Annotated in this window: 25 protein-coding genes; 7 read left to right on the top strand and 18 right to left on the bottom strand. The window is 31.2% G+C overall.

The features are described from left to right. Nucleotides 1-101: 101 nt before the first annotated feature. From WDZ41_01635 to WDZ41_01605, 7 genes are all read left to right on the top strand, one after another. Nucleotides 102-500 (top strand): hypothetical protein, encoded by a 399-nt coding sequence (locus WDZ41_01635; protein ID MEX0940039.1) that lies wholly within the window; start codon nucleotides 102-104, stop codon nucleotides 498-500. Nucleotides 501-509: 9 nt separating this feature from the next. Beyond that, nucleotides 510-1,829: a signal recognition particle protein gene (gene ffh / locus WDZ41_01630; GenBank protein MEX0940038.1), complete on the top strand. Its 1,320-nt coding sequence runs from the start codon at nucleotides 510-512 to the stop codon at nucleotides 1,827-1,829. Nucleotides 1,830-1,867: 38 nt separating this feature from the next. Continuing rightward, a complete protein-coding gene (rpsP, locus tag WDZ41_01625) occupies nucleotides 1,868-2,119 on the top strand; it encodes a 30S ribosomal protein S16 (protein ID MEX0940037.1) in 252 nt (83 codons plus the stop codon). Between the two features lie 8 nt (nucleotides 2,120-2,127). Then, nucleotides 2,128-2,361 carry a KH domain-containing protein gene (locus WDZ41_01620; protein MEX0940036.1) on the top strand — a complete coding sequence of 78 codons (234 nt, stop codon included), beginning with the start codon at nucleotides 2,128-2,130 and terminating at the stop codon, nucleotides 2,359-2,361. Next, a complete protein-coding gene (gene trmD / locus WDZ41_01615; protein ID MEX0940035.1) occupies nucleotides 2,358-3,656 on the top strand; it encodes a tRNA (guanosine(37)-N1)-methyltransferase TrmD in 1,299 nt (432 codons plus the stop codon). The genes WDZ41_01620 and trmD overlap by 4 nt, the downstream gene beginning before the upstream one ends. A 127-nt stretch (nucleotides 3,657-3,783) precedes the next feature. Beyond that, nucleotides 3,784-4,215 carry a 50S ribosomal protein L19 gene (gene rplS / locus WDZ41_01610; protein ID MEX0940034.1) on the top strand — a complete coding sequence of 144 codons (432 nt, stop codon included), beginning with the start codon at nucleotides 3,784-3,786 and terminating at the stop codon, nucleotides 4,213-4,215. A 71-nt stretch (nucleotides 4,216-4,286) separates the two neighbouring features. Continuing rightward, on the top strand, nucleotides 4,287-4,661 hold the full coding sequence (locus WDZ41_01605) for a hypothetical protein (GenBank protein MEX0940033.1): 375 nt from the start codon (nucleotides 4,287-4,289) through the stop codon (nucleotides 4,659-4,661). 34 nt (nucleotides 4,662-4,695) lie between these two features. Here the strand turns inward: WDZ41_01605 and WDZ41_01600 are convergent, their stop codons facing one another. From WDZ41_01600 to WDZ41_01515, 18 genes are all read right to left on the bottom strand, one after another. Further along, the gene (locus WDZ41_01600; protein ID MEX0940032.1) at nucleotides 4,696-5,655 is read right to left on the bottom strand and encodes an ankyrin repeat domain-containing protein; all 960 of its coding nucleotides are present in this window, start codon (nucleotides 5,653-5,655) and stop codon (nucleotides 4,696-4,698) included. Further along, nucleotides 5,652-6,599, bottom strand: coding sequence for an ankyrin repeat domain-containing protein (locus tag WDZ41_01595; GenBank protein MEX0940031.1), 948 nt, complete (start codon nucleotides 6,597-6,599; stop codon nucleotides 5,652-5,654). The genes WDZ41_01600 and WDZ41_01595 overlap by 4 nt, the downstream gene beginning before the upstream one ends. 24 nt (nucleotides 6,600-6,623) lie before the next feature. Further along, nucleotides 6,624-7,031, bottom strand: coding sequence for an ankyrin repeat domain-containing protein (locus tag WDZ41_01590; GenBank protein MEX0940030.1), 408 nt, complete (start codon nucleotides 7,029-7,031; stop codon nucleotides 6,624-6,626). A gap of 3 nt (nucleotides 7,032-7,034) precedes the next feature. Continuing rightward, the gene (locus WDZ41_01585) at nucleotides 7,035-7,973 is read right to left on the bottom strand and encodes a hypothetical protein (protein ID MEX0940029.1); all 939 of its coding nucleotides are present in this window, start codon (nucleotides 7,971-7,973) and stop codon (nucleotides 7,035-7,037) included. Beyond that, nucleotides 7,974-8,720, bottom strand: a complete 747-nt coding sequence (locus tag WDZ41_01580; GenBank protein ID MEX0940028.1) for an ankyrin repeat domain-containing protein — start codon at nucleotides 8,718-8,720, stop codon at nucleotides 7,974-7,976. Continuing rightward, the gene (locus WDZ41_01575) at nucleotides 8,713-9,480 is read right to left on the bottom strand and encodes an ankyrin repeat domain-containing protein (protein MEX0940027.1); all 768 of its coding nucleotides are present in this window, start codon (nucleotides 9,478-9,480) and stop codon (nucleotides 8,713-8,715) included. Before WDZ41_01575 ends, WDZ41_01580 begins: the two co-directional genes overlap by 8 nt. 26 nt (nucleotides 9,481-9,506) lie before the next feature. Next, nucleotides 9,507-9,905, bottom strand: coding sequence for a hypothetical protein (locus WDZ41_01570; GenBank protein ID MEX0940026.1), 399 nt, complete (start codon nucleotides 9,903-9,905; stop codon nucleotides 9,507-9,509). A gap of 158 nt (nucleotides 9,906-10,063) precedes the next feature. Then, on the bottom strand, nucleotides 10,064-10,435 hold the full coding sequence (locus tag WDZ41_01565; GenBank protein MEX0940025.1) for a hypothetical protein: 372 nt from the start codon (nucleotides 10,433-10,435) through the stop codon (nucleotides 10,064-10,066). Between the two features lie 155 nt (nucleotides 10,436-10,590). Continuing rightward, on the bottom strand, nucleotides 10,591-10,986 hold the full coding sequence (locus WDZ41_01560; GenBank protein ID MEX0940024.1) for a hypothetical protein: 396 nt from the start codon (nucleotides 10,984-10,986) through the stop codon (nucleotides 10,591-10,593). 148 nt (nucleotides 10,987-11,134) lie between these two features. Then, nucleotides 11,135-11,869: an ankyrin repeat domain-containing protein gene (locus WDZ41_01555; protein MEX0940023.1), complete on the bottom strand. Its 735-nt coding sequence runs from the start codon at nucleotides 11,867-11,869 to the stop codon at nucleotides 11,135-11,137. A gap of 7 nt (nucleotides 11,870-11,876) precedes the next feature. Then, the gene (locus WDZ41_01550) at nucleotides 11,877-12,593 is read right to left on the bottom strand and encodes an ankyrin repeat domain-containing protein (protein MEX0940022.1); all 717 of its coding nucleotides are present in this window, start codon (nucleotides 12,591-12,593) and stop codon (nucleotides 11,877-11,879) included. 95 nt (nucleotides 12,594-12,688) lie between these two features. Then, nucleotides 12,689-13,228 carry a cyanophycin synthetase gene (locus tag WDZ41_01545; GenBank protein MEX0940021.1) on the bottom strand — a complete coding sequence of 180 codons (540 nt, stop codon included), beginning with the start codon at nucleotides 13,226-13,228 and terminating at the stop codon, nucleotides 12,689-12,691. 5 nt (nucleotides 13,229-13,233) lie between these two features. Next, entirely contained in the window at nucleotides 13,234-14,082 is an 849-nt protein-coding gene (locus WDZ41_01540; protein MEX0940020.1) for a Mur ligase family protein, read from the bottom strand. 90 nt (nucleotides 14,083-14,172) lie between these two features. Further along, complete coding sequence (locus tag WDZ41_01535) at nucleotides 14,173-14,739, bottom strand: ankyrin repeat domain-containing protein (protein MEX0940019.1); 567 nt, start codon at nucleotides 14,737-14,739, stop codon at nucleotides 14,173-14,175. Nucleotides 14,740-14,859: 120 nt separating this feature from the next. Further along, nucleotides 14,860-16,326 carry a cryptochrome/photolyase family protein gene (locus WDZ41_01530; GenBank protein MEX0940018.1) on the bottom strand — a complete coding sequence of 489 codons (1,467 nt, stop codon included), beginning with the start codon at nucleotides 16,324-16,326 and terminating at the stop codon, nucleotides 14,860-14,862. A gap of 2 nt (nucleotides 16,327-16,328) precedes the next feature. Continuing rightward, a complete protein-coding gene (locus WDZ41_01525; protein ID MEX0940017.1) occupies nucleotides 16,329-17,702 on the bottom strand; it encodes a deoxyribodipyrimidine photo-lyase in 1,374 nt (457 codons plus the stop codon). Nucleotides 17,703-17,750: 48 nt separating this feature from the next. Then, a complete protein-coding gene (locus tag WDZ41_01520) occupies nucleotides 17,751-18,872 on the bottom strand; it encodes a hypothetical protein (GenBank protein ID MEX0940016.1) in 1,122 nt (373 codons plus the stop codon). 84 nt (nucleotides 18,873-18,956) lie between these two features. Further along, a partial coding sequence (locus WDZ41_01515) for a right-handed parallel beta-helix repeat-containing protein (protein ID MEX0940015.1) occupies nucleotides 18,957-20,635 on the bottom strand: 1,679 nt, incomplete at its 5' end.

Here is a 20,635-nt window from a genome sequence, read left to right as displayed (position 1 = left end):
GCTTTGTTTATAGTATAATTAATCCTCCATATATATAGTTTAACAGATTTATATTGATTACACTAAAGTTAGATATAATTTTTTTAAAAAGGAATTAGATTATGAAAAAAAAGATTATGATATCACTTATTTTATGTGGACTTTTGGCTGGAAGTGGTCAAATGCAGGCAGTTATTTTGAATATTTTTAATTATGCTGCAGGATTTTGTACGCTTGGATTAGCTGCGGTTTCTGCTAATGAAGCGCGCAAAGAATTTAAAAAAACGCAAAATAACAATGACTACCCTTTGAGTGAAGCAAGATTGACGAATGCAATATCAGAACATGCGGAGCAATTTGCTGACAGTTTTAAAATAAAAAATGAATGGCTTTATCAAAAATCAAAAGAGATGCAAAGCAAAAGTAGCGATTTAGAAAAAAAATATAGCAAAACGGTAGGGTATGGAGCGGTTTCTAGTTTATTGATGTGCATATCGCTCAAATTGTTAATAGCATTTTAAGGTAAGATAATGTTTGATTTTTTAACCAATAAATTTTCTTCAGTATTTTCCTATTTTACGGGTCAAAAATATTTATCAGAAAAAAATATGAACGATACGATTAGTAAAGTTCATGATGCATTGATTGAAGCTGATGTGCCTTATAATGTGGTGCAAAAATTTATTAATGAAGTTAAGCAAGAAACTATAGGAAAAAAAGTTCTCAAATCGCTTAATGCGGGAGAACAATTTGCCAAAATTATCCATGAAAAATTAGTATTGTTTTTGGGAGGCAATGTTCAAAATAATTTTGAGTTTAAAGTGCCATCATTAATTTTAGTAATGGGTTTACAAGGATCTGGTAAAACAACAACTATCGCAAAATTAACATATTATATAAAACAACAGAAAAAATTTAAAAATCGAGCGGTTCTTTTAGCTTCAGTAGATTTTTATCGTCCAGCAGCTATTGATCAACTTGAGATATTATCAAAACAAGTTGGTGTTCAGTTTTATCGTGCTGCTGCACAGAATTCATTTGATGCGGCAAAAGAAATTTATAAATATGCACAACAGCATAAATTTGATTTAGTTTTTCTTGATACTGCCGGTCGCATGCATATTGATAATACGATGCTTGAAGAATTGCGCAATATTGATAATTCATTGCAACCCAAACATAAATTACTTGTATTAGATGCGATGACTGGCCAAGAATCATTAAAAGTTGCCAAAGCATTTGATCAAGCAATAGGTTTTGAAGGGGTTATTTTAAGCAAAATGGATAGTGAGACTCGTGCCGGGGCAGCATTTGCTTTTAAATATGAACTTAATAAACCGATTTTATTTTTGGGTACTGGTGAAAAAGTTGATGAATTACAATTATTTAGACCAGAGCGCATAGCAGGACGCATTTTGGGAATGGGTGATGTACAAAGTCTGATTGAGCATGCTAACCAAAAAATTAAAAAAAATGAACAAGAAGATATGGAGCAAGCGTTCAAGAAAGATACGCTCACCTTATCTGATTTTGCAAAACAGCTGGAAATGATGAATAGGTTAGGGTCATTTTCACAGCTTATGCAGTATATCCCTGGTGCTAACTCAAAAAAAGTTTCTGCTGACCAAATGGCAAAAGCAGAGCAAGAAATAACGCAATTTAAGGTAATTTTTAGCTCGATGACCCTTAAAGAGCAATTGAATCATAAGATTCTTAATGGTTCTCGGCGTATGCGAATAGCAAAAGGAGCCGGTGTTCAAGTATCTGAAGTAGATGTTTTACTATCTCGATTTGAACAAATGCAGCAATTTGTTAAACTCTTTAAAAGGGGCAAATTCCCCAATATTTAATTTTTTAATCATACATAGTGTATGAAAGGAAGCTTTCAATGGCAGTAAAATTACGGTTATCCCGTTTTGGTAAGAGACATGCACCACAATATCGTATTGTAGCAATCGATTCACGTCGTAAGCGCGATGGTGAATTTCTAGAAGATTTAGGAACTTATAATCCAACAACTCATACCTTGGTTCAATTCCATGAAGACCGTATTGCTGATTGGGTATCTAAAGGAGCAATTATGACTGAATCAGTTCGTAGATTGCAAAAGCAGTATCGCAAAAGCCAAAGGGCTGAGTAGGGTTTATAATGATCAAGCAATTGGTTGAACATGCGATTAAAGAACTCGTAGAAATGCCAAAACTAGTTCAAGTAAATGTTTTTCATGATGGCCCTAAAAGCAACATTGAAATCAAAGTAGCTCCTGATGATTTTAAGCGTGTTATTGGCAAAGATGGCCGCATTATTAAAGCAATTCGAGCGATGGTTTGTGCAGTGGAGCCTGGTGAAAAAGATATTCTTGTAGATATCGCACAAGAATGAATATTTCTATTCTATCGGTTTTTCCAGAACTCTATAATCAATTTTTAAAAACAAGTTTAATTGCTCGTGCGCAGGAAAAAGGGCTTATTCAGGTTAACCTGGAAAGTTTTTTTTCTTTTGTTGAGCCAAAAGAGCGTATTGATGCGCCAACCTTTGGCCCTGGTGCAGGTATGCTTATTCGCCCAGATGTAGTTGAAAAAGCTATTAATAAGCAAGAAGAGCAAGTCGGCCCAGCATTCAAGGTGTTTTTTTCTCCTCAAGGCCAGAAAGTAAACCAGAAAGTGCTCAAACAATTGGCCAATATCTTGCAGCAAAAAAAACATGTGATGTTTATTGCGGGCAGATATGAAGGCATGGATGCGCGCGTAGAAGAGCATTATGCAGATATGACGCTTTCCATTGGCGATTTTGTGGTTATGGGTGGAGATCTCCCGGCAATGCTGGTATTAGAAGGTTTTTTGCGTCTTATTCCGCAAATAGTAGGTAAACAGGAATCGGTAGAACAAGAATCTTTTTATGGTCCATTTGTAGATTATCCTGAATATACCGCACCGATTGAATGGAAAGGGCTCAAGGTTCCTGATATTGTGCGTTCTGGTAATCATGCGGCAATTGAACAATGGCGCCATGAAAAAGCGATAAAAAAGACGGTAAAACATCATTTTAATTGGCTGAGAAATTGGCCTCTTGATAAACAAGAAAAAATACAAAGCAAGCATTTTATACCGCCTCATTATATAGTATTAATGCATACTGATGTTTTATTGCCTAACGATGAAGTTGGTACCACTTCAGTTACTTCAATGGATATCCATGATGTTGCTCGTTCTGCAGCTACTTATGGCATAGAAAATTATTTTTTAGTGACTCCGCTATTAGATCAACAAAAAATTGTTAATACGTTAATTGATTTTTGGCAAAAAGGGGCAGGCAAAGCATATAATATCCATCGATATCAAGCGCTACAATTAGTACAGATGCGCAATAATCTTGACGAAGTAATTGAGGTTATTCGAACAAAAGAGGGAAGAGACCCGCTTATTATTACTACTTCAGCGCGTGAAGTTGAAGAAAAAAGAGCCATTAGTTATTACGATCAATCGAAGATTTGGCAGGAAGATCGTCCAGTTCTATTGCTATTTGGCACTGGTAAAGGGCTTGCGCCTCAGATCATTGAGCGTTCTGATTATACGCTTATACCGGTAGAAGGCTTTTCTGATTTTAATCATTTATCGGTCAGATCAGCGATAGCAATCATATTGGATCGATGGATGGGGATAAATATTCAGCCTTAGGATTGGCATAATTTCTTTTTTCGGTTAGAATAAAGAGTAAAATATCTAATTTTTAGTTAAAATGATAACGTTTTGAAACGTTAAAAAAGATAAGCGTCAATATATTGATTAATGCTGAGGATTAAGCATGAAAGCAAAAAAATACACTAAAGAAACTATTCATCAACTTGGAATTACTCCAAGAAATTTCCCAAAATTTGCTATTGGAGATACTATTGCAATATCACAGTTAATTAAAGAAGGTGATAAAGAGCGGATTCAGATGTTTGAAGGTGACATTATTGCAATGCATAATAAAGGTGCTTCAAGTACTTTTACAGTACGTAGAATTGGCGCAAATGCAGTTGCAGTAGAAAAAATTTTTCCTTATTATTCTCCGTTAATTGCTGGCGTTAAATTTATTCGTAAGGGTAAAGTAAGGCGTGCAAAATTATATTATATTCGAGAACGTATTGGTAAAGCGGCTCGTGTACGCGAACAAGTATTAACCAAAGAAGAAAAAGCAATGCAAGCTGCATTCCGTGAAAAAAACATAAGATCAGAGCAAACGGGACAATAAAAACCTTAAGAATATAAAAAAGGAGAGTTTTTATTATCCTCTATTTTATTAAGCATATTAATATATCTTTTTTGTTTATTTTTTTAATTATTTTATCAAGTTGTGTTCCGCAGAATAATATATTTTTAAAAAAAGAAGATATATGGTCTGAGTGCGAAGCACGAATTTATGATATTCCTATTTTGATTGATGCAATGCCAGAAAAAATAGAAGAGAAAGATTCTGGCGTATTTATTTCTTATAAAGCCACACTTTCTTTACAAGACATTGTGCATTTTTATGAAGATGAAATGGAACGGTTAGGTTGGCAATTATTTGCTTCATTTGAACAATTTGAGCAATTGTTAATTTTTGAAAAGCCATCTAAAATAGCAGCAATTTCAATACGTCCAGATAAAAATAAATTTTTAGTAGTTCTTTCAGTTACGCCAAAAAACATATTTTAAAAAAGGTGATAAATTTATCACCTTTTTGATGTAATTATTCTTTTTTCCCTAACACTTTTTCAAGCATTTTAATAATATTTTCATTTCCTATTTTTTTTGCAATACCTAAAGCAGTTTTGCCTTTAGGATTTATTTTTTCTAGATCTATATTAGGAACTGTTAAAAGATAAGCGACAATTACTTCTTGATTTTCCTCTATTGCGAGCATTAATGGTGTATAGCCTGCAATAGTTTGATTTATATTAACATCAAGATCTATGAGCATTTTTAACATTGCCAATTGGATAGTAAGATCTGGATCAAATTTCCAATTGGCAAATTGGAAATTCTTTGCAAAGCCAAAAGGATCAACCGACCAAGAAAGACTTCTTTGTAGTGGCTGAAATTTTTCTTTATTATGTTTAATATAATTTTTGGTACCTTCCAGTTGACTTAATAGGAGGGAGTAGTATAAAGGATGCATTTGATGTTTTGCTTGTAATTGATCAAAAATGAGATTGATAATATCTGAACTATTTATTAAAGAATACAATATATAGTTTGTACTAGATAATGCAGCTAAGCTATCAATAATAGTATTCAAATTATTTTCTTCTTTTATAAGCTTTTCAATTAAGTTAGTTAAAACTTCTAGATTATTTTGTAAATAATTATGTATTCCTGGAAGATTGCTTACGATCAAGCTATTTATAATGTTACTTGCGCTATATTTTTGCCTAAACGTCTCAAGAATTGTTTTAACAAGATAAGGGTTTTGATTAATCAATTGATAAAACTGTTTGTTAGTACTGGCAAAGGCAAGCAGGTTATCTACGGCATCGTGTGCGGTTTTTGCATCAAGAAGATCAAGAATAATTGATTCAAGTACCTCATTGGGTAACATGCCAATATTAAATTTTGTTTCTTCTTGTTGTTTTTCGCCAGTTTCTATACCATAATTCACTGGCGAGTAAAAATGGAAGATGATTAATAATATGAATATTAATTTTTTCATTGAAAAGCTCCTTTTTTTTCTAAAGCTTTTTCAAGCATTTTAATAATATTTTTATTTCCTTTTTTTTCTGCAATGTTCAATGCAGTTTTACCTTTGTTATTTCTTCTTTCTATATCTATCTCAGGGATTGTTAATAAATAAGCAACCATAGCTTCTTCGTTGTGATCTATTGCAAGCATTAATGGTGTATTGCTTAAAACAACTTTATTCATGTTAGCACCAAGCTCTTTTAACATATTTAGCATAGCCAATTGGATTTTAAGGTCTCGATCAAATTCCCATTTGGATAATTTTGCAAAACTATAAGGATCGATCGCCCAATAAAGACCTCTTTCCAGCGGCTGAAATTTTAGATAGTTTTGATTAATATAATTTTTGATACCTTCTAATTGACTTAATAGTAGAAGGTAATACAAGGGATCCATTTTATGTTTTTTTTGTAATTTATCCTGGATGAGATTGATAGTTTTTTGATTATTAATCAAAGAACGTAAGAGGGAATTTGCATTATTTAATGCAACAAAGCTATCAATTATAATATTCAAATTATTTTCTTCTAATAAAAGTTTTTCAATTAAGTTAAGTAAAATTTCTGGATTTTCTTGTAAATAATCTTGCATTGCTGGAATATCTCTAACAATAAAATAATTAATGATTTCGCTTGCTTTAAATTGATTAATTAAAGTATTAATAGTGGTTTTGATAACAAAAGGATTTTGATTAATTAATTGATAAAATTGTTTATTAGTACTCGCAAAAGCAAGAAGGTTATCTACCGCATCTTGCGCAGTTTTGGTATCAAGAAGATCAAGAATAATTGATTCAAGGACTTCATTGGGTAACATGCCAATATTAAATTTTGTTTCTTCTTGCGTTTGCATAGGGCAACTTGTCTGTTCATAAAAATTTACCAAAAATAATAATATAATAATAAATTTTTTCATGATAGTTACCCTATTTTTATTTTCTTATTTAGTTGCTTGTTTTAATAATTCTTTAACGCTTTCATCTTCAGTTATTTTTGCATGGTCATGCGCAGTAGAACCTAGAATACTTTCGCTATTTGGATCTACACCATGATCAAGAAGCCATTTTATAAAGGATTTATCCTTGGCTTTAATTGCATGAATGAGTGGATTTGCTAAGGCAGTATTTGGATTTGCCCCATTTTGTATTGCTTTCATTATTTCTTGTTTTTTTTCGTTCCATGTTTTATCTGAAAGAATAATATGGGCAAGCTTTGCATCTTTTTCATTAGCAAATGCTATTTCTAATTCTTCTTCATCCAACTCGATTTTTAAGTTATGCTTCGCATGCGTTAAAAATGGTATAACTGATAAAGTTAATATAAAGAGTAAAAATATATTTTTTTTCATTATTTACCCTTTCTTTTTTTCGTATTCTTGAAGCATTTTTATAATGCGTGGATTTCCTACTTTTTGAGCAATTTCTAAAGCGGTTATATCTTCGGTACTTGTCTGAATTCCAGGAATAGATAATAAATACTCAACAACTTGTTCTAGATTATGAATTACAGCGATCATTAAAGGAGTAACATTGGCAAGATTTTTTTCAGCTGATACCGATACTCCTAATCCTTGCAAGTTAGTGAATACTTCTAAATTAATGAAAACATTAGCACCTAAACTCATCAAGTTTTTTATTACCGGTAAAATAATAGATGATTCAGGTTCAAATTCCCATTTATAATAGGCGAGTATGTCATTTTTTAATCGCTTAGGATTGAGAAAAAGGAAAAAATTAGCTCTTAGGTCACCTTTTGAGACTTTTAATTGCCCAGTTTCTATTTTTTTCTGTATCCATAGTTGTCCGCCAGGCAATGTGCTTAATAGAGTTGCATACAAAAGAGGATTTTCTCGTCCTTCTTTTTGTTTTTCTTGTATTTTTTGAAAAGCTTTATCAAAAAATAGTGCTTGTAAATATTTATTATTGGTAATCAATATCTTTAGATTATCTAAAGCTTTATTTAAATTATCTGTTGCAAGAGCATTTTCAATTAATTGATTAATTTCGCCTTCATATTTTTCTTCTAATATGTTGGTTATCAAATTAAATACATAGGGATCTTTAAGCAATTGATTAAAATATTGGTCGGTTTGTGCAAGTGCTGATAAACTATTTATGGCCTGTTTTAAATTATCGGCATCGGTTAAATAGGTTGTAATATAAATTTGCAATTCCGTAGGTAATTGTTCTACTAAAGCGCTTATTTCTTCAGTTTCTTTACCTTCTTCCATGCCAAAACTATATATAGTTGATAAAGTTAATATAAAAAGTATAAACATATTTTTCTTCATTTATTTTCCTTTCTTTTTTTCATATTCTTGCAGCATTTTTATGATTTGAAAATTTCCATATTTTTGTGCAACTTCGAGCGCACTTTTGCCTTTGCTGACATTTTTGGTATTGATGTTTGGCACTTTTAACAAAAATTCGATAATCGGTATATTTTTATCGAATATCGCTTGGGCAAGTAAGGTATCTCCAAAAGAATTGGGGGTATTTGGATCAAATCCAATATTGATGATTCCCTCTAGAATTTTTTTAGCATGTTGGGGTGTTAAATCAAAATCAAATCCTGCTGCCAATATTTTACCTCTAAAATAACTTGCTATAAGCCAAGAAAGGTGTAAAGATAATTTGTTTGTTGTTATAGTGCCATCAGATAATTTTTGTTGTATCCATTTTTGTGCACCGGCAAATGGCGCAAGTGCAAGCGCATACAGTAAATCGTTGGCTGGATTTCCTTTTTTTAGTTTTTGTATTATATAATTGATTAATGTTGGATCATTAAGAAGTTCTCTAAAATAAGTATTAGTTTGAGCAATTTGAGATAAATTATAAATAATATTATTTAAATCTTCTTCTTCAGACAAAATAATTATAATTTTTTCAAGAATTTCTGGTGGAAGTTGTTCTAAAATTGGTGGTAGTTCTTCTTTTTGTAATTTTTTAAAAGGATCACTTTTAGGAACTTCCATTGCATAGAAGTTTTGATTTAAAAAAAAGGATAGAAACAGTAAAAAATATTTTGAACTATTCATTTTTTTCCTTTTTATTTTGTAATAACTTTGTAATTTCTTTATTTTGTATCGATTCTGCAACATCAAAGGCAGTCCGGTCTTTTTGATTTTGAATATTGAGGTTAATCTCAGGAATACTTAAAAGAAATTTAACCATAGGAATATTTTCTAGAATGATGGCGTACATCAATGGTGTATAGCCTTCGTGATTTTGAATATTTGGGTTTATACCCGCTTTGAATATTGCGTTCATAATACTAAAAATAATCGGTAGCGTTGGTTTAAATTCAAATCCGATTGAATTTGTTACAATTCTTTGAAATCGATTAGGAGATTGTGTTAATGTAAAAAGATATTTTTCCAGATCGCTTAGTTCTATTTTTTGATCAGCTATCTTTTCTTGTATCCATTTTTTTGCACCAGGAAGTTGAGCTAAAATTAGCGCATAGAGTAAAGGTTCAGCAGGATTTTTTTCTTGTAATTTTTTAATAATAGCACCAATTGTATGTGAATCCTGAAGTGACTCATAAAAAAATTTATTGGTTTGTGCAAAAGAAATCAAATTATGAATGATTGTGTTTAGATTATTTTCGCCTTCTGCTATCGCCGTTATAATTAAAGTCTGAATTTCAGGTGGTAATTGCTCTAAAGCGTTTATTTCTTCAGTTTCTCCAACTTTTTTTAAAGGTTCAGAGCTGCCTTCTTCCATACTAAAACTATTTGGCGTTAACGTTATACTTAATAAAAATAAATAAATTTTAAATGGTTTAATAATATCCATTGCTATACCTTTTATTTTTCAACATTTTACTTTTCTTCTAACTTTTGTACTTTTTGTTTATTAATTTTTCTCTCTAATCTTCTTATTTCAGCTCGTTGGTCAGCCAATTGTTCTTGCTGTTCGCGAATAAGTTGCCGAGTTTCTTGCAATTCACGGTTATAACTTTGCGTTAAAGGAGCAGCAGAAGCAGGAGCTTGCTGAATATACACTGGTTGTTGTTGACGCTCTATCACCACACGTTCAGGTTCGCGATAATAACGGCGTTCTCGGCCATTTTTTACCGCACTTGTAATAAGAGCACCGGTGACTGCACCACCAGCGAAGAGCCCAAACCCTTTACCTGCTCCAGCAAAAAGGGAACTTTCTGTAAACAAAAAAGTGATTAAAAATAAAAATAGTATTGATAATTTTTGACTTTTCTTCATTACTCTCTCCTTTTTTAATACTGAAACACCGAGATGTTTCTAATAGAAATAATAGTAATTTTCAAATAGAAAAGTCAATAAAAACATGGGTATTTACTCGATTTGATAAAAAGCTTAAAAAGATTTAATTGCTTAAAAAAAATTAAATCTGAACTTTGTTAGTCATGGCTAAAATAACCACCGGTATCGCCGCCAAACCATATATCTTCCGCCTTCCAACCAGCAGGCAAATACTGTAAGGCGATTTTTTTAAATTTTTTATCCTGACTTATATCTACATTCTGAGCATATTCATATTCTTTGGGAATAAATATTCTATCTTTATACCTTCCAGGAAGACTAAGATAAGCAAGTAAATATATACCATTGCCAATATAAGTTCTCCTTGGCTTATGCGTATATATTGCAACGAAGCCCCCATCTTTGCCTTTATAGTGGAAATATATTGGCACTTCTGGTTCACCTTCTTGAGCATAAGAAGAGGCAATGAACAACGAAAATAGTAATAAGCTGAATGTTTTTAGCTTCATTAAATTCCTTTTTTTACGAATTAAGTTGTATTGGTTTTCTAATAGAATAATAGCAAAAATTAACGCTAAAATTCAATATATAAATCAAAAATGCCATAAGAGAATAGACGTGTTCTAGTCTAATTTTCTTATGGCATTAATTATTAAAAAATAGCCTACAGTGATGTTTTTTTACTTGAATATACCTTAGATTCTAGCTTATCAATAGTTTTTTCTTGCTCATTGATAATGCTTTTAAGCTTTCGAGATTCCTTACGGTGTTCTCGGTTTTCTTTTTCAAGTTTTAAGTTTAAATTTTCATTTTCATCTTCAAGTAAACTAATTTCTTCTTTTAACAGCCTAATTTCATTTCTTAACCAAGAAATATCAGGTTCTACTGTATGAACTTCAATATATCGGCTTCTTGGGCATTCATGTGCCATTTTAGAGCCAATAATTCCTGTTGCCGTACCGATACCAAATCCGGCAAAGAAAGAACCGCTTCCGGCATGTAAAGATGATAGGGCTATAGTCAGTGTTGTTAAAGTTAAAATAATTATTTTCTTATACATAATCAACCTCTCATTTGATAATTGTATTTTTTTATCAATAATTATTTTATATTATTGCTCAATAAAATCAATTGCTTAGGTAGAAAAGCTTTCAGGTTAGCCAAAAATGAATTTTTGCTAAAAATTAAGGAATTCAAGGAAAGGACTATCATTTTCCCACATTTTTTTGAAGTATTTCAATAATTTCAGGTTTATTTTTGTTTTTAGCGATATCTAATGCAGTACGTCCATAAAGATTCTGCGCATTTATATCAATCCTGGGCGTTGCCAATAGAAGATAAACTAAATTTTTTTGACAAGTTTGAATTGCTTTCATGAGTAGCGTAGTTCCTTGTGAATCGGCAAGATTCGGATCAATGCCTAAAGTTAGCAAAGTATCTGCTACTTGCAAATGTAAAGAAGGGGTTTCTTCAAAAGTAAGGATTGATTTATCAGTGCCTGATTCAAGAAAATATTGTTCTTTGAGTGCTTGATGATGCGAAAAAAGGAATAAAGCGAGTTTATTAAAATACGGCTGATATTGGGTTTTGTTTTTGAAAGCAAGCCATTTTTTTGTTCCAGGCAACTCAAATAATAGAAGGGCAAACCACAGGGGATTAACATCATCTTTTACGCTCAGTTTTTGTATAATTTTATTAATTGTTTTTGAGTCGCTTAATAAGTCATAAAATAATTTTATATGAGAAAGGGCGGAAAGGCTTGTAATAATTGTATTAATATTTGTGTCATCGGCGACTTGCATAATTATATGATCTAATATTTCAGTAGGAATTTCTTCCAGCGTAATTTCTGATTCTGCAGGTTCTTCCACTTGCATACTGTTTGTTAGAGTAGACAGGGTTAAGAAAATAAATAAAACGAGTTCTTTTTTTAATATATTCATTTTTAACCTATTTTTTTGACGTATGATTTTTTAACATATTAATGATTTGTGTATTATTTGTTTTTTGTGCAATATCTAATGCAGTTTGTCCTTGTGCATTTCGGATTGTGGTATCAATTTGAGGAAGACTTAATAAAAATTGCACAATGGGTATTTGATTTGATAATACCGCATATATTAAAGGCGTATTGCCTTTGCTATTTTTTATATTTGGATCTATGCCTAACTGGATAATGGTTTTTAGCGCAGAAATTGTTATTGCTGGCGTTTGAGAAAATTCCCAACGAGTTAAATGGCTCAGGGTATTTTGTAAATAATTAGGTGTTTTTGTTATAAAAATAAGATTTTCTTGGAGTTCTTCTTTTGTGATGTCATCAGTTTTCATTTTGTTTTTTAACCAATTTTTCATACCAGGAACATTGCTCAAAATTAATGCATACAGAAGTCTATCTGCAGGATATTTTTTTTGTAGTAACTTAATAATGTAATTAATAGTTATCTGATCATGCATTAATCTATAAACCTTAGGATCCGGACTTACAGGTTGAGATAAAAAAAGAATTATATTATTCAGATTATTTATCTGAGCAATACTTTTTTCTAAAGTCCGAAAAATAACTGATCTAAGCTGAGAATCTTTAGTTTGAGCTTCAATATTAATGTCACAAATTGAAATCATAAAAATACTACATAAAATAGCATAACTTTTTTTTATTAAATTCACTATCACACCTTTTTGGGAAATAAAAATAGCCTTTATTTACAGTATATCAAAATAAAGGTTGCAAATTGAATAATTATGGATAGTTATTTATTTAGTTATGATTGGGAGTTGATTAAAACAGGGGCAATTTTATTGATTTTACCGGCACCCAAAAGGAGTAAGAGATCATTTTTAGCAAGAATAGTATTTAAATAGGTTTGCATTTCATTAAAGTCTTTCTCATAACGGATATAAGTCACCTTAAATGAGGGATTATGTTGTTTTAATGCCTCAACGAACGTGAGGCTTGAAATTCCTTCAATTGCTTCTTCGCTTGCCGGATAAATATCGGTAATTATTAGGTGATTTATATCGCTTTGCAAAAAAGTATTAATGAAATGATCCCACAATTTTTGGGTCCGGGTAAAGCGATGGGGTTGAAACAAAACAATTAAATTTCCTTTCGCTCTTTTGCGTGCTACAAGCAACGTATTTTCAATTTCGACGGGATGATGGCCATAGTCATCAAAAATTTCAACGTCGCGATATACTCCTTTGAAGCTAAATCGTCGATCAATACCGCTAAAATTAGCAAGTGCTTTTTGTGTACTCTCTAAAGGAATACCAAGTTCGGTGGCTACTGCAATAGCGGCCAATGCATTTAAAACATTATGTTTGCCAGCATATTTATGCGTATAATGCCATGCTTTTCTTTTTTTATATAAAGTTCAAACAATGAATGATCAGCTTCTAATTGGATATTTTCTGCTTTAAAATCAGCAAGAGGATTTAATCCATATTTTATTGTTTTTAAATGAGCAAGCGGTAATAATGAACGAATATGAGGATCATCAATGCATAAAAAAGCTTTACCATAAAATGGCAAGTTATTTAGAAATTGTTTAAAAGTATTTTTGATATCATCAATGTCAGTATATGTTTCAAGATGTTCAAGGTCAATATTGGTTACTACTGCAAGCGTGGCTTGTAAAGAGAGTAATGAGCGATCACTTTCATCCGCTTCGGCAACTAAAAAGTCGCCATTTCCAAAGCGTGCATTTGTTGAAATATTTTTTAAATGACCACCAATGATAACCGTTGGGTCACGCTCTGCTTCAATTAAAATATGAGAAATCAATGAAGTTGTGGTTGTTTTGCCATGAGAACCAGAAATTGCAATGCTGTATTTAGTGCGCATAAGTTCAGCAAGCATGAGTGCTCTGCTAATTGTGGGGATACCCCGCTGCTGAGCATTTATTATTTCAGGATTATTTACTTTAATTGCTGAGGAATAAACAAGAATATCACTGGGCGCATTTTGGCAATGCACAGTATTATTACCTTCAAAAATAAGACAACCTATTTTTTGTAAATCAATAATACTTTGTTGTTGTAGGTCGTTATCACAACCAGAAATGGTATAGCCTTGATATTTTAATATCGTAGCTATACCACTCATTCCGATGCCACCAATACCAACAAAATGTATATGCGCTTTTTTATGATACATATATTGCCTTTATAAAGAATGGCAACATCGTATCAAAAAAAAGCTATAGAAGCAATATACATTCGATTGATATCATAAATCTAATTTTAATTAATCTATAATTAATAATTGATCGTTTTGCTCAAATTTTATTAAATCTTGTATATGACTTTGAGTTAAAAAATGCTTAAGTTCTTCGTCTTTGCAATATTCATATGGATTTTTATTTTCATTATTTTTTTGTTCTAAGCACTTAGTATGACTTTGCTTATAAGAAGTACGTAAGAAATTATTAATGAGCTGAGTATAAGTATTTCTAATTTTTGGTGCTATTTTTTTTTCTACTAAAAAATGCAATGGATTATTGCCTATATCATCAGTAAGGCTGCAATCGGCTCCAGCTTTAAGTAAGCTATTAAATACTTTGTGATGGTTTTCTGGTTGTGCATTAACAATTGCCGCTGCAATATGTAAAGGAGTGCAGCCACCATCTTCTTTTTGATTTAATATATCTTTTGGCATATTTAAAATAATGTCTTCTTTTTGCTCATCGGTGAGATTTCGGTTTAAGATTAAATTCATTATAGGAGAAAAATTAGTATTATTATTTTCCATTGCTTGATTTGGATTAAAAAATACGCAAAGCATACCAAGGGTAAATAAATAAATTTTATTCATAATAAAGACCTTTCAACTTTTGTTGTAAATAAGTACGGTTCAATCTGAATATAAAAGCGCTTTTTTCTTTTCGATTGAATAAATAAAATTATAAACAATTTTGTCTGAAATGCTAGTGGGTTACATTTTTTTTAAAAATTTTGCTGCAGTATTAAGATATTGTTTCTTTTTTTTGGCAGACATTTTATTTAGATGATAGTACATGATTTTTGTACGTGGATTTTTACTCAATTTGTTCTTATGTTTTTCTAGAAAATGCCAATAGAGTGCATCCCAAATGTCGGTCCATTTATTTGATTTATAATCGCTCATTTTTAGCACGTAGTTTGAGCTTGAAATATATGGCTTAGTCGTCATTAATCCACCATCAGCATATTGGCTCATGCTATAAACATTTGGTACCATAACCCAATCATAGGCATCAATAAAAAGTTCCATAAACCAAGTATAAATATCGTCAGGATCAAATTGACAGAGTAACATAAAGTTGCCAAGTACCATTAATCGCTCGATATGGTGTACATAAGCATGTTCAAGAACTTTTTGAATAGTTATATCAATTGGCTTGATATCGATCGATGCTTTCCAAAATGATTTTGGTAATTTTTTTTTATGTTCAAAAAAATTAGATTTTCGTTGTCTTTTTTCTGCAAAAAGATATACGCCACGAACAAATTCTCGCCATCCAATAATTTGTCTGATAAAACCTTCTAAAGAATTTATTGGAATATCATTTTTATCAGCATAATCAAGAGTTTTTTTAACAATATTTTCGGGCAATAATAAGCCACTATTGAGCAAAGGAGATAAAACGGAATGAAAAAGAATCAATTCATCTTTGGCAATTGCATCTTCATAGGGTCCAAAATTGTTAAATCTTTTTTTTAAAAAATCATTAAACCATTTTTGAGCATCAGAAAAAGTGACTGGATAAAAAAAATTTTTAGTAGATCCCGGGTTTTTTGCAAAATGATCGTCAACATATTGTGTTGCTTTTTTTACGTATTTAGTTGCTTTTGGCTTCCAAATTTTTGGAATTTTTATTTCATCATCAAGTGTTTCTCGATTTTCTTTGTCAAAACTCCATTTGCCACCGACCGGTTTTTTGTCCTTCGTAAGTAAAATATTCATGCGTTTGCGTTGCTTGATGTAAAATGAATGCATCAAGAAATTTTTTTTATTTTTCAGTTGTTTTTCAAGCCAATCATCTGGAGTTAAAAAGCTGGTAGTTGCATGCTTTTGATGTGCAATTTTTTTGGGTAATATTTTCAGAAATTCTTTTTCAAAAGGAATATCCACGGGATCGATATAATGTATTTTTTCAATTGGTAAATCGTTTAATAATGTAAAAAATTTTTGATATTGATTAAATGGTATGTATGCAACTTTAAATTTCTTTTTAGTTAAATAATCTTTGTATGCCTGCATGCTAGCGCGATGAAAAGTGATTTTCTTTTTATGAAATTTAAAATCGATAAAATAGCGTGGCGCTTCAATTAAATAGACAACACGTTTTTTGTCTAATGCTTCATGTCGCTCAAATAACTGGTGAGGAAAAATAATAGTAGCTTCTGTTGAATGTTTCATTTTTATTTCGCCTTTTTATAAAGCTCTTTTGCTAATTTTTGTTCTTCATCATGATTAACTATGGGTTTTGGATAATTTTTTACGAAAATATTTTTTTTATATAGCTGATGAATAGTTTTAACATCAATATTTTTTAATTCTGGTATCCATTGCTTGATATACTTTGCATCAGGATCATATTTTTTTTGCTGCGTCCATGGATTGAATATACGGAAATATGGTTGCGCATCACAACCAGTTGAAGCGCACCATTGCCAATTACCATTATTTACTGCTGGATCATAATCTACTAATTGTTTTGCAAAATATTTTTCTCCCCAAAGCCAATCGATATGTAAATCTTTTGTTAAAAATGAAGCAACAAGCATGCGTGTGCGATTATGCATAAATCCTGTTTTATTTAATTGACGCATGCCGGCATCCACAATAGGAAATCCTGTTTTTCCTGCTTTCCATGCTGCAAAATCTTTTTTGTTATTTTTCCATTTCAAATTGTTATAGCGTTCATGAAAGGCTTGTCCAAAAACAAAAGGGGAGTAATAGGCGACATGTGTAAAGAAATCGCGCCAAAATAATTGTTGAATGAGTAAATGATTTGAGTTGAGTTGTTTTTTTATGGCATGATACACTTCTCGAATTGAAACCGTGCCGAATTTATTGTGCGCGGATAAATGAGTAGTTGGAATGGCAGGAAAGTTACGTTCTTTTGCATAATTTTTGAAGTTTTTTAGTTTCTTTAAAATTTTGAGCCCTTCAGCTCTTCCACCATGCATGAGAATATTTTTATTTTTGTTTTTTAATATTTTTTCATATATCGTTATTGATTCTGCTTTTTCAATTGATTTGATATAAAAATTGGCAGCGGAAATTTTTTGCGGCTCAGGAATATTTTTTTTAGAAGCTTTTTTAAAGAAGGGTGTAAATTTTTGATATGGTGTTTCTTGTGTAGTAAGTATTTCTCCAGGTTCGGTTAATAAAGAATCATGAAATTGATGGAATGCGCTATTATATTTTAAACATACTTTTTGAATCATTATGTCACGCTTAAGGCTAAATGGTGTATAATCCATGTTACAAAAAACCGCATCAATTTTTTTTTCTTTTAATAATCTTTCTACAATTTCGTGCGCAATTCCATAAAAAAGATATAGTTTTCCTTTTTCTTTTTTTAACTGTTTTTCTAGATCTTGTAATGATTCAATCATAAATTGTAGAGCATTAGAGCTTTTGTATTCATTTTGATTGGTGATTTGTCTTGGATCAAAAATAAAACATGGAATAATTTTTTTTGATCGGTTTATTGATTGCTGTAACCCGATGTTATCAGTTATTCGTAAATCTCTGCGAAAAATAAAAAGTGATAAATTGTATTTCATAATCTCAAAAATGGAGCTGCTTTAAAAACAGCTCCATTTAATTAAAAGTTATGGACTGGTGACCGAAATATTATCAATACAAACATCCTGACTCGTTGTTAAGGTGAATGTAGTTGGGTCATATAGAGCGATAGGGCCTACTGAGCTGCTAAAATTTGTAGCACCGGTATCTTGTACTATATTACGAAAATAGATATTATTTGTACTGCTTCCAGTTTGATTAATGCCAGCTCCACCAAATCCTCCATTATTGCTAGATATAAAATTATTATCAATGAAACATTCATTGCTACTATCAAGATTAATACATGAAACTGTGCCCATTGTGCTGTTATTATTTATTATAGCATTTTCTTTAGCTAAGCATTGATTTGACGAAAGAATATTAATTCCCCTAAACGGACCAACGCCTATTGACGGGTTATTGACAAGATTGTTATTGATATTTGTTGAATTTATTTGGCATGAATTACAAGTATTGATTTGAATGCCATCTAGTGAATCGATAGATGAATTGTGATTAATATTACTCATAAAAATATTACAATTGGATGAATTGAGAAATCTTACACCGATAAATCCTGCGGTTGTTGTGTTGCTGTTAATGTTTAATGCGGATAAATTAGTATCGACAGAATTTGAAATATCGATAATAAATGATGAATTATTAAACTCAAAGTTACAATTGTTTATTTTACTATTAGTGATGTTAGAATATAAAATTGATTGATCAGTGTTATTTCTGAATGAACAATTTTCAATGAAAATACAAACAGTGGTTTGTGCATCAATTACAGTAAAGTTTTGTATAAAATCAATATTTGCAATAGTGATATTAGTACATGTATTGATAAATATTCCTCGATTAGTTGCCTCTTGGATTACTCCATTATGAATAAAAACATTTTCATGTTCTGGCAATACTTCAATATTATTAAATCCGCCAGAAATCACATGATTTTCTAAGCAAAAATCTACATTATCGGCATCAATAGTTACTGTACCTACTATATCATTGGCAAGCCTATAATTACCCGGTTGAGAAATGGTAGCGGGTGCTACAACACTCATCCCGCTACCAGAGGGAATTGGATTTGCTTGAAGAAGTAATGGATAACATAGTAAAAAATAACTTTTGAATAAAATGCTAATTATATTTTTATGGTTCATTTTTTCCTTTCAGAGTTTGTGAAAAAAGAGCAAAGTAGGTTTTTTTCTGCTTTGCTCTTTTTGCTTTTTTAAAAATATTATTCTTTATGAAATATCAATATTATCTAGTACGGTTGGTATTGCGCTTAATGCTGCCGTTGATTTGGTATACAGTACGCGTAAAATAGTACCAGGGATTATAATATAATTGGATACATGATCTTGCGATTGGTTGGCAAATAAGAGATTGGTTAATGGTGCTCCTGTTGGACTGATTACTTCAAGACCAATACTTGCAGTAGCGCCGATATTGCCGCTCACTATATTTTTTTCCACAATACAATTAAAACAATCTGTTAAATATATACCACGTCCAGTATCACCACCTTCATTACGTTTTGCTATACAATTAAGCATACATCCAGTAGTAGTACTTATTAACTCAAATCCATATGCTGTTGTTGAAGCTATATTATCAGTGGCAATACAATCTTTAAAGATTGTTTTTATAGGTCTATTATTTAAAACAGCGTCTTGAAATCCTCTGGATGTACTGGTTAATCCAATATTACTTACTGATACACAAGAATCATAAAGGATATCGATACCACTAAAATTTTTAAATCCACCGACGTTGCCACTTTCTATGTTTGTAACGGTACAATTTTTAGTAGTAATTCGAGTACAATCTAAATATTGCATGCCTGATGCAGTTATTCCTCCCGAAAGTTGCCGCACTTCACAATTAGTAAGAGATATATCATTTGAAGTATCTAAAAAGATTCCATCACATACACTTGAAATTGAATTATTATTGCCAATAAAAACATTTGTAATTAATCCTTTTTGAACAGTATCAAAATTAATATAGCGCGCGACTCCCAAAGAGCTATTGTTACTAATCAATACATTGTTTATTTTTATATCATTGCATGCGGTTGCAAGAATACCATTGAAAGTACTGACAGGGTTGCTATTGAGTGTTGTTACAAAATTATCAATAATAGTGTTATTCACTCGAGTAAATGCAAAAATGCTTAAATTTCCAGTAGTTGCTATGTTTGCGTGGGATTGTATTTTTTCAAGAGTTATACTATCAGAATCTACTGCAGCAAAGGAAGATGCACTTGCAGTTCTAAATGAGCAATTATTAACATTGATACTAGTAGATGTTTCTATAAAAACTGATGTTACGCCGCCGATAAAATCAATATTATTCATAGTAATATTAGTTGCATCGGCCATAGTAATATTTGTATCTACCGGGCTATCTAAAATACCATTTCGAATAACAATATCGGAATGGCCTGCAGCAAGGGCAATATTATTAGTGCCACCAGAAATTTGTTTTTCATTTAAATTAAGAAATACGCGATCAGCATCAATAGTTATTAAATCACCTGCGCCCGTAATATCATTTACAAGACAATAGCTTCCTGGTGCAGTAATTGTAGTCGGTTCGGTAATCGGAATATCAGTGATGCAAGCTAAAACAGTAAACACTTCACTCAAATCAGTCGTTGCTGTTACAATTAAATTATCGAGTATGGTCCAGGTCTGAAAAAACTTATCACATAAGATTGTTTGAGTATCAAATATATCGATTTCAATTTCATCTAATACGGTAAAGGTTGATCTGCAGCAATCTAAAATTTCATCAAGTACAGTGAATACTTCACTAAAATCAACAGTAGTGGTTACAGTTAAATTATCGAGTATGGTCCAAGTCTGAAAAAACTTATCACATAAGATTGTTTGAGTATCAAATATATCGATTTCAATTT

The sequence above is a fragment of the Candidatus Babeliales bacterium genome, from assembly GCA_040879965.1.
GTDB lineage: Bacteria > Babelota > Babeliae > Babelales > JACPOV01 > JBBDJI01.
This window is presented reverse-complemented; position numbering and strand designations above follow the sequence as displayed.

Bases quoted from the DNA above. Each gene is read 5' to 3' on its own strand.
- WDZ41_01635 (MEX0940039.1), top strand. From the start codon at position 102: ATGAAAAAAAAGATTATGATATCACTTATTTTATGTGGACTTTTGGCT.
- ffh (MEX0940038.1), top strand. From the start codon at position 510: ATGTTTGATTTTTTAACCAATAAATTTTCTTCAGTATTTTCCTATTTT.
- rpsP (MEX0940037.1), top strand. From the start codon at position 1,868: ATGGCAGTAAAATTACGGTTATCCCGTTTTGGTAAGAGACATGCACCA.
- WDZ41_01620 (MEX0940036.1), top strand. From the start codon at position 2,128: ATGATCAAGCAATTGGTTGAACATGCGATTAAAGAACTCGTAGAAATG.
- trmD (MEX0940035.1), top strand. From the start codon at position 2,358: ATGAATATTTCTATTCTATCGGTTTTTCCAGAACTCTATAATCAATTT.
- rplS (MEX0940034.1), top strand. From the start codon at position 3,784: ATGAAAGCAAAAAAATACACTAAAGAAACTATTCATCAACTTGGAATT.
- WDZ41_01600 (MEX0940032.1), bottom strand. From the start codon at position 5,655: ATGAAAAAATTAATATTCATATTATTAATCATCTTCCATTTTTACTCG.
- WDZ41_01595 (MEX0940031.1), bottom strand. From the start codon at position 6,599: ATGAAAAAATTTATTATTATATTATTATTTTTGGTAAATTTTTATGAA.
- WDZ41_01590 (MEX0940030.1), bottom strand. From the start codon at position 7,031: ATGAAAAAAAATATATTTTTACTCTTTATATTAACTTTATCAGTTATA.
- WDZ41_01585 (MEX0940029.1), bottom strand. From the start codon at position 7,973: ATGAAGAAAAATATGTTTATACTTTTTATATTAACTTTATCAACTATA.
- WDZ41_01580 (MEX0940028.1), bottom strand. From the start codon at position 8,720: ATGAATAGTTCAAAATATTTTTTACTGTTTCTATCCTTTTTTTTAAAT.
- WDZ41_01575 (MEX0940027.1), bottom strand. From the start codon at position 9,480: ATGGATATTATTAAACCATTTAAAATTTATTTATTTTTATTAAGTATA.
- WDZ41_01570 (MEX0940026.1), bottom strand. From the start codon at position 9,905: ATGAAGAAAAGTCAAAAATTATCAATACTATTTTTATTTTTAATCACT.
- WDZ41_01565 (MEX0940025.1), bottom strand. From the start codon at position 10,435: ATGAAGCTAAAAACATTCAGCTTATTACTATTTTCGTTGTTCATTGCC.
- WDZ41_01560 (MEX0940024.1), bottom strand. From the start codon at position 10,986: ATGTATAAGAAAATAATTATTTTAACTTTAACAACACTGACTATAGCC.
- WDZ41_01555 (MEX0940023.1), bottom strand. From the start codon at position 11,869: ATGAATATATTAAAAAAAGAACTCGTTTTATTTATTTTCTTAACCCTG.
- WDZ41_01540 (MEX0940020.1), bottom strand. From the start codon at position 14,082: ATGTATCATAAAAAAGCGCATATACATTTTGTTGGTATTGGTGGCATC.
- WDZ41_01535 (MEX0940019.1), bottom strand. From the start codon at position 14,739: ATGAATAAAATTTATTTATTTACCCTTGGTATGCTTTGCGTATTTTTT.
- WDZ41_01530 (MEX0940018.1), bottom strand. From the start codon at position 16,326: ATGAAACATTCAACAGAAGCTACTATTATTTTTCCTCACCAGTTATTT.
- WDZ41_01525 (MEX0940017.1), bottom strand. From the start codon at position 17,702: ATGAAATACAATTTATCACTTTTTATTTTTCGCAGAGATTTACGAATA.
- WDZ41_01520 (MEX0940016.1), bottom strand. From the start codon at position 18,872: ATGAACCATAAAAATATAATTAGCATTTTATTCAAAAGTTATTTTTTA.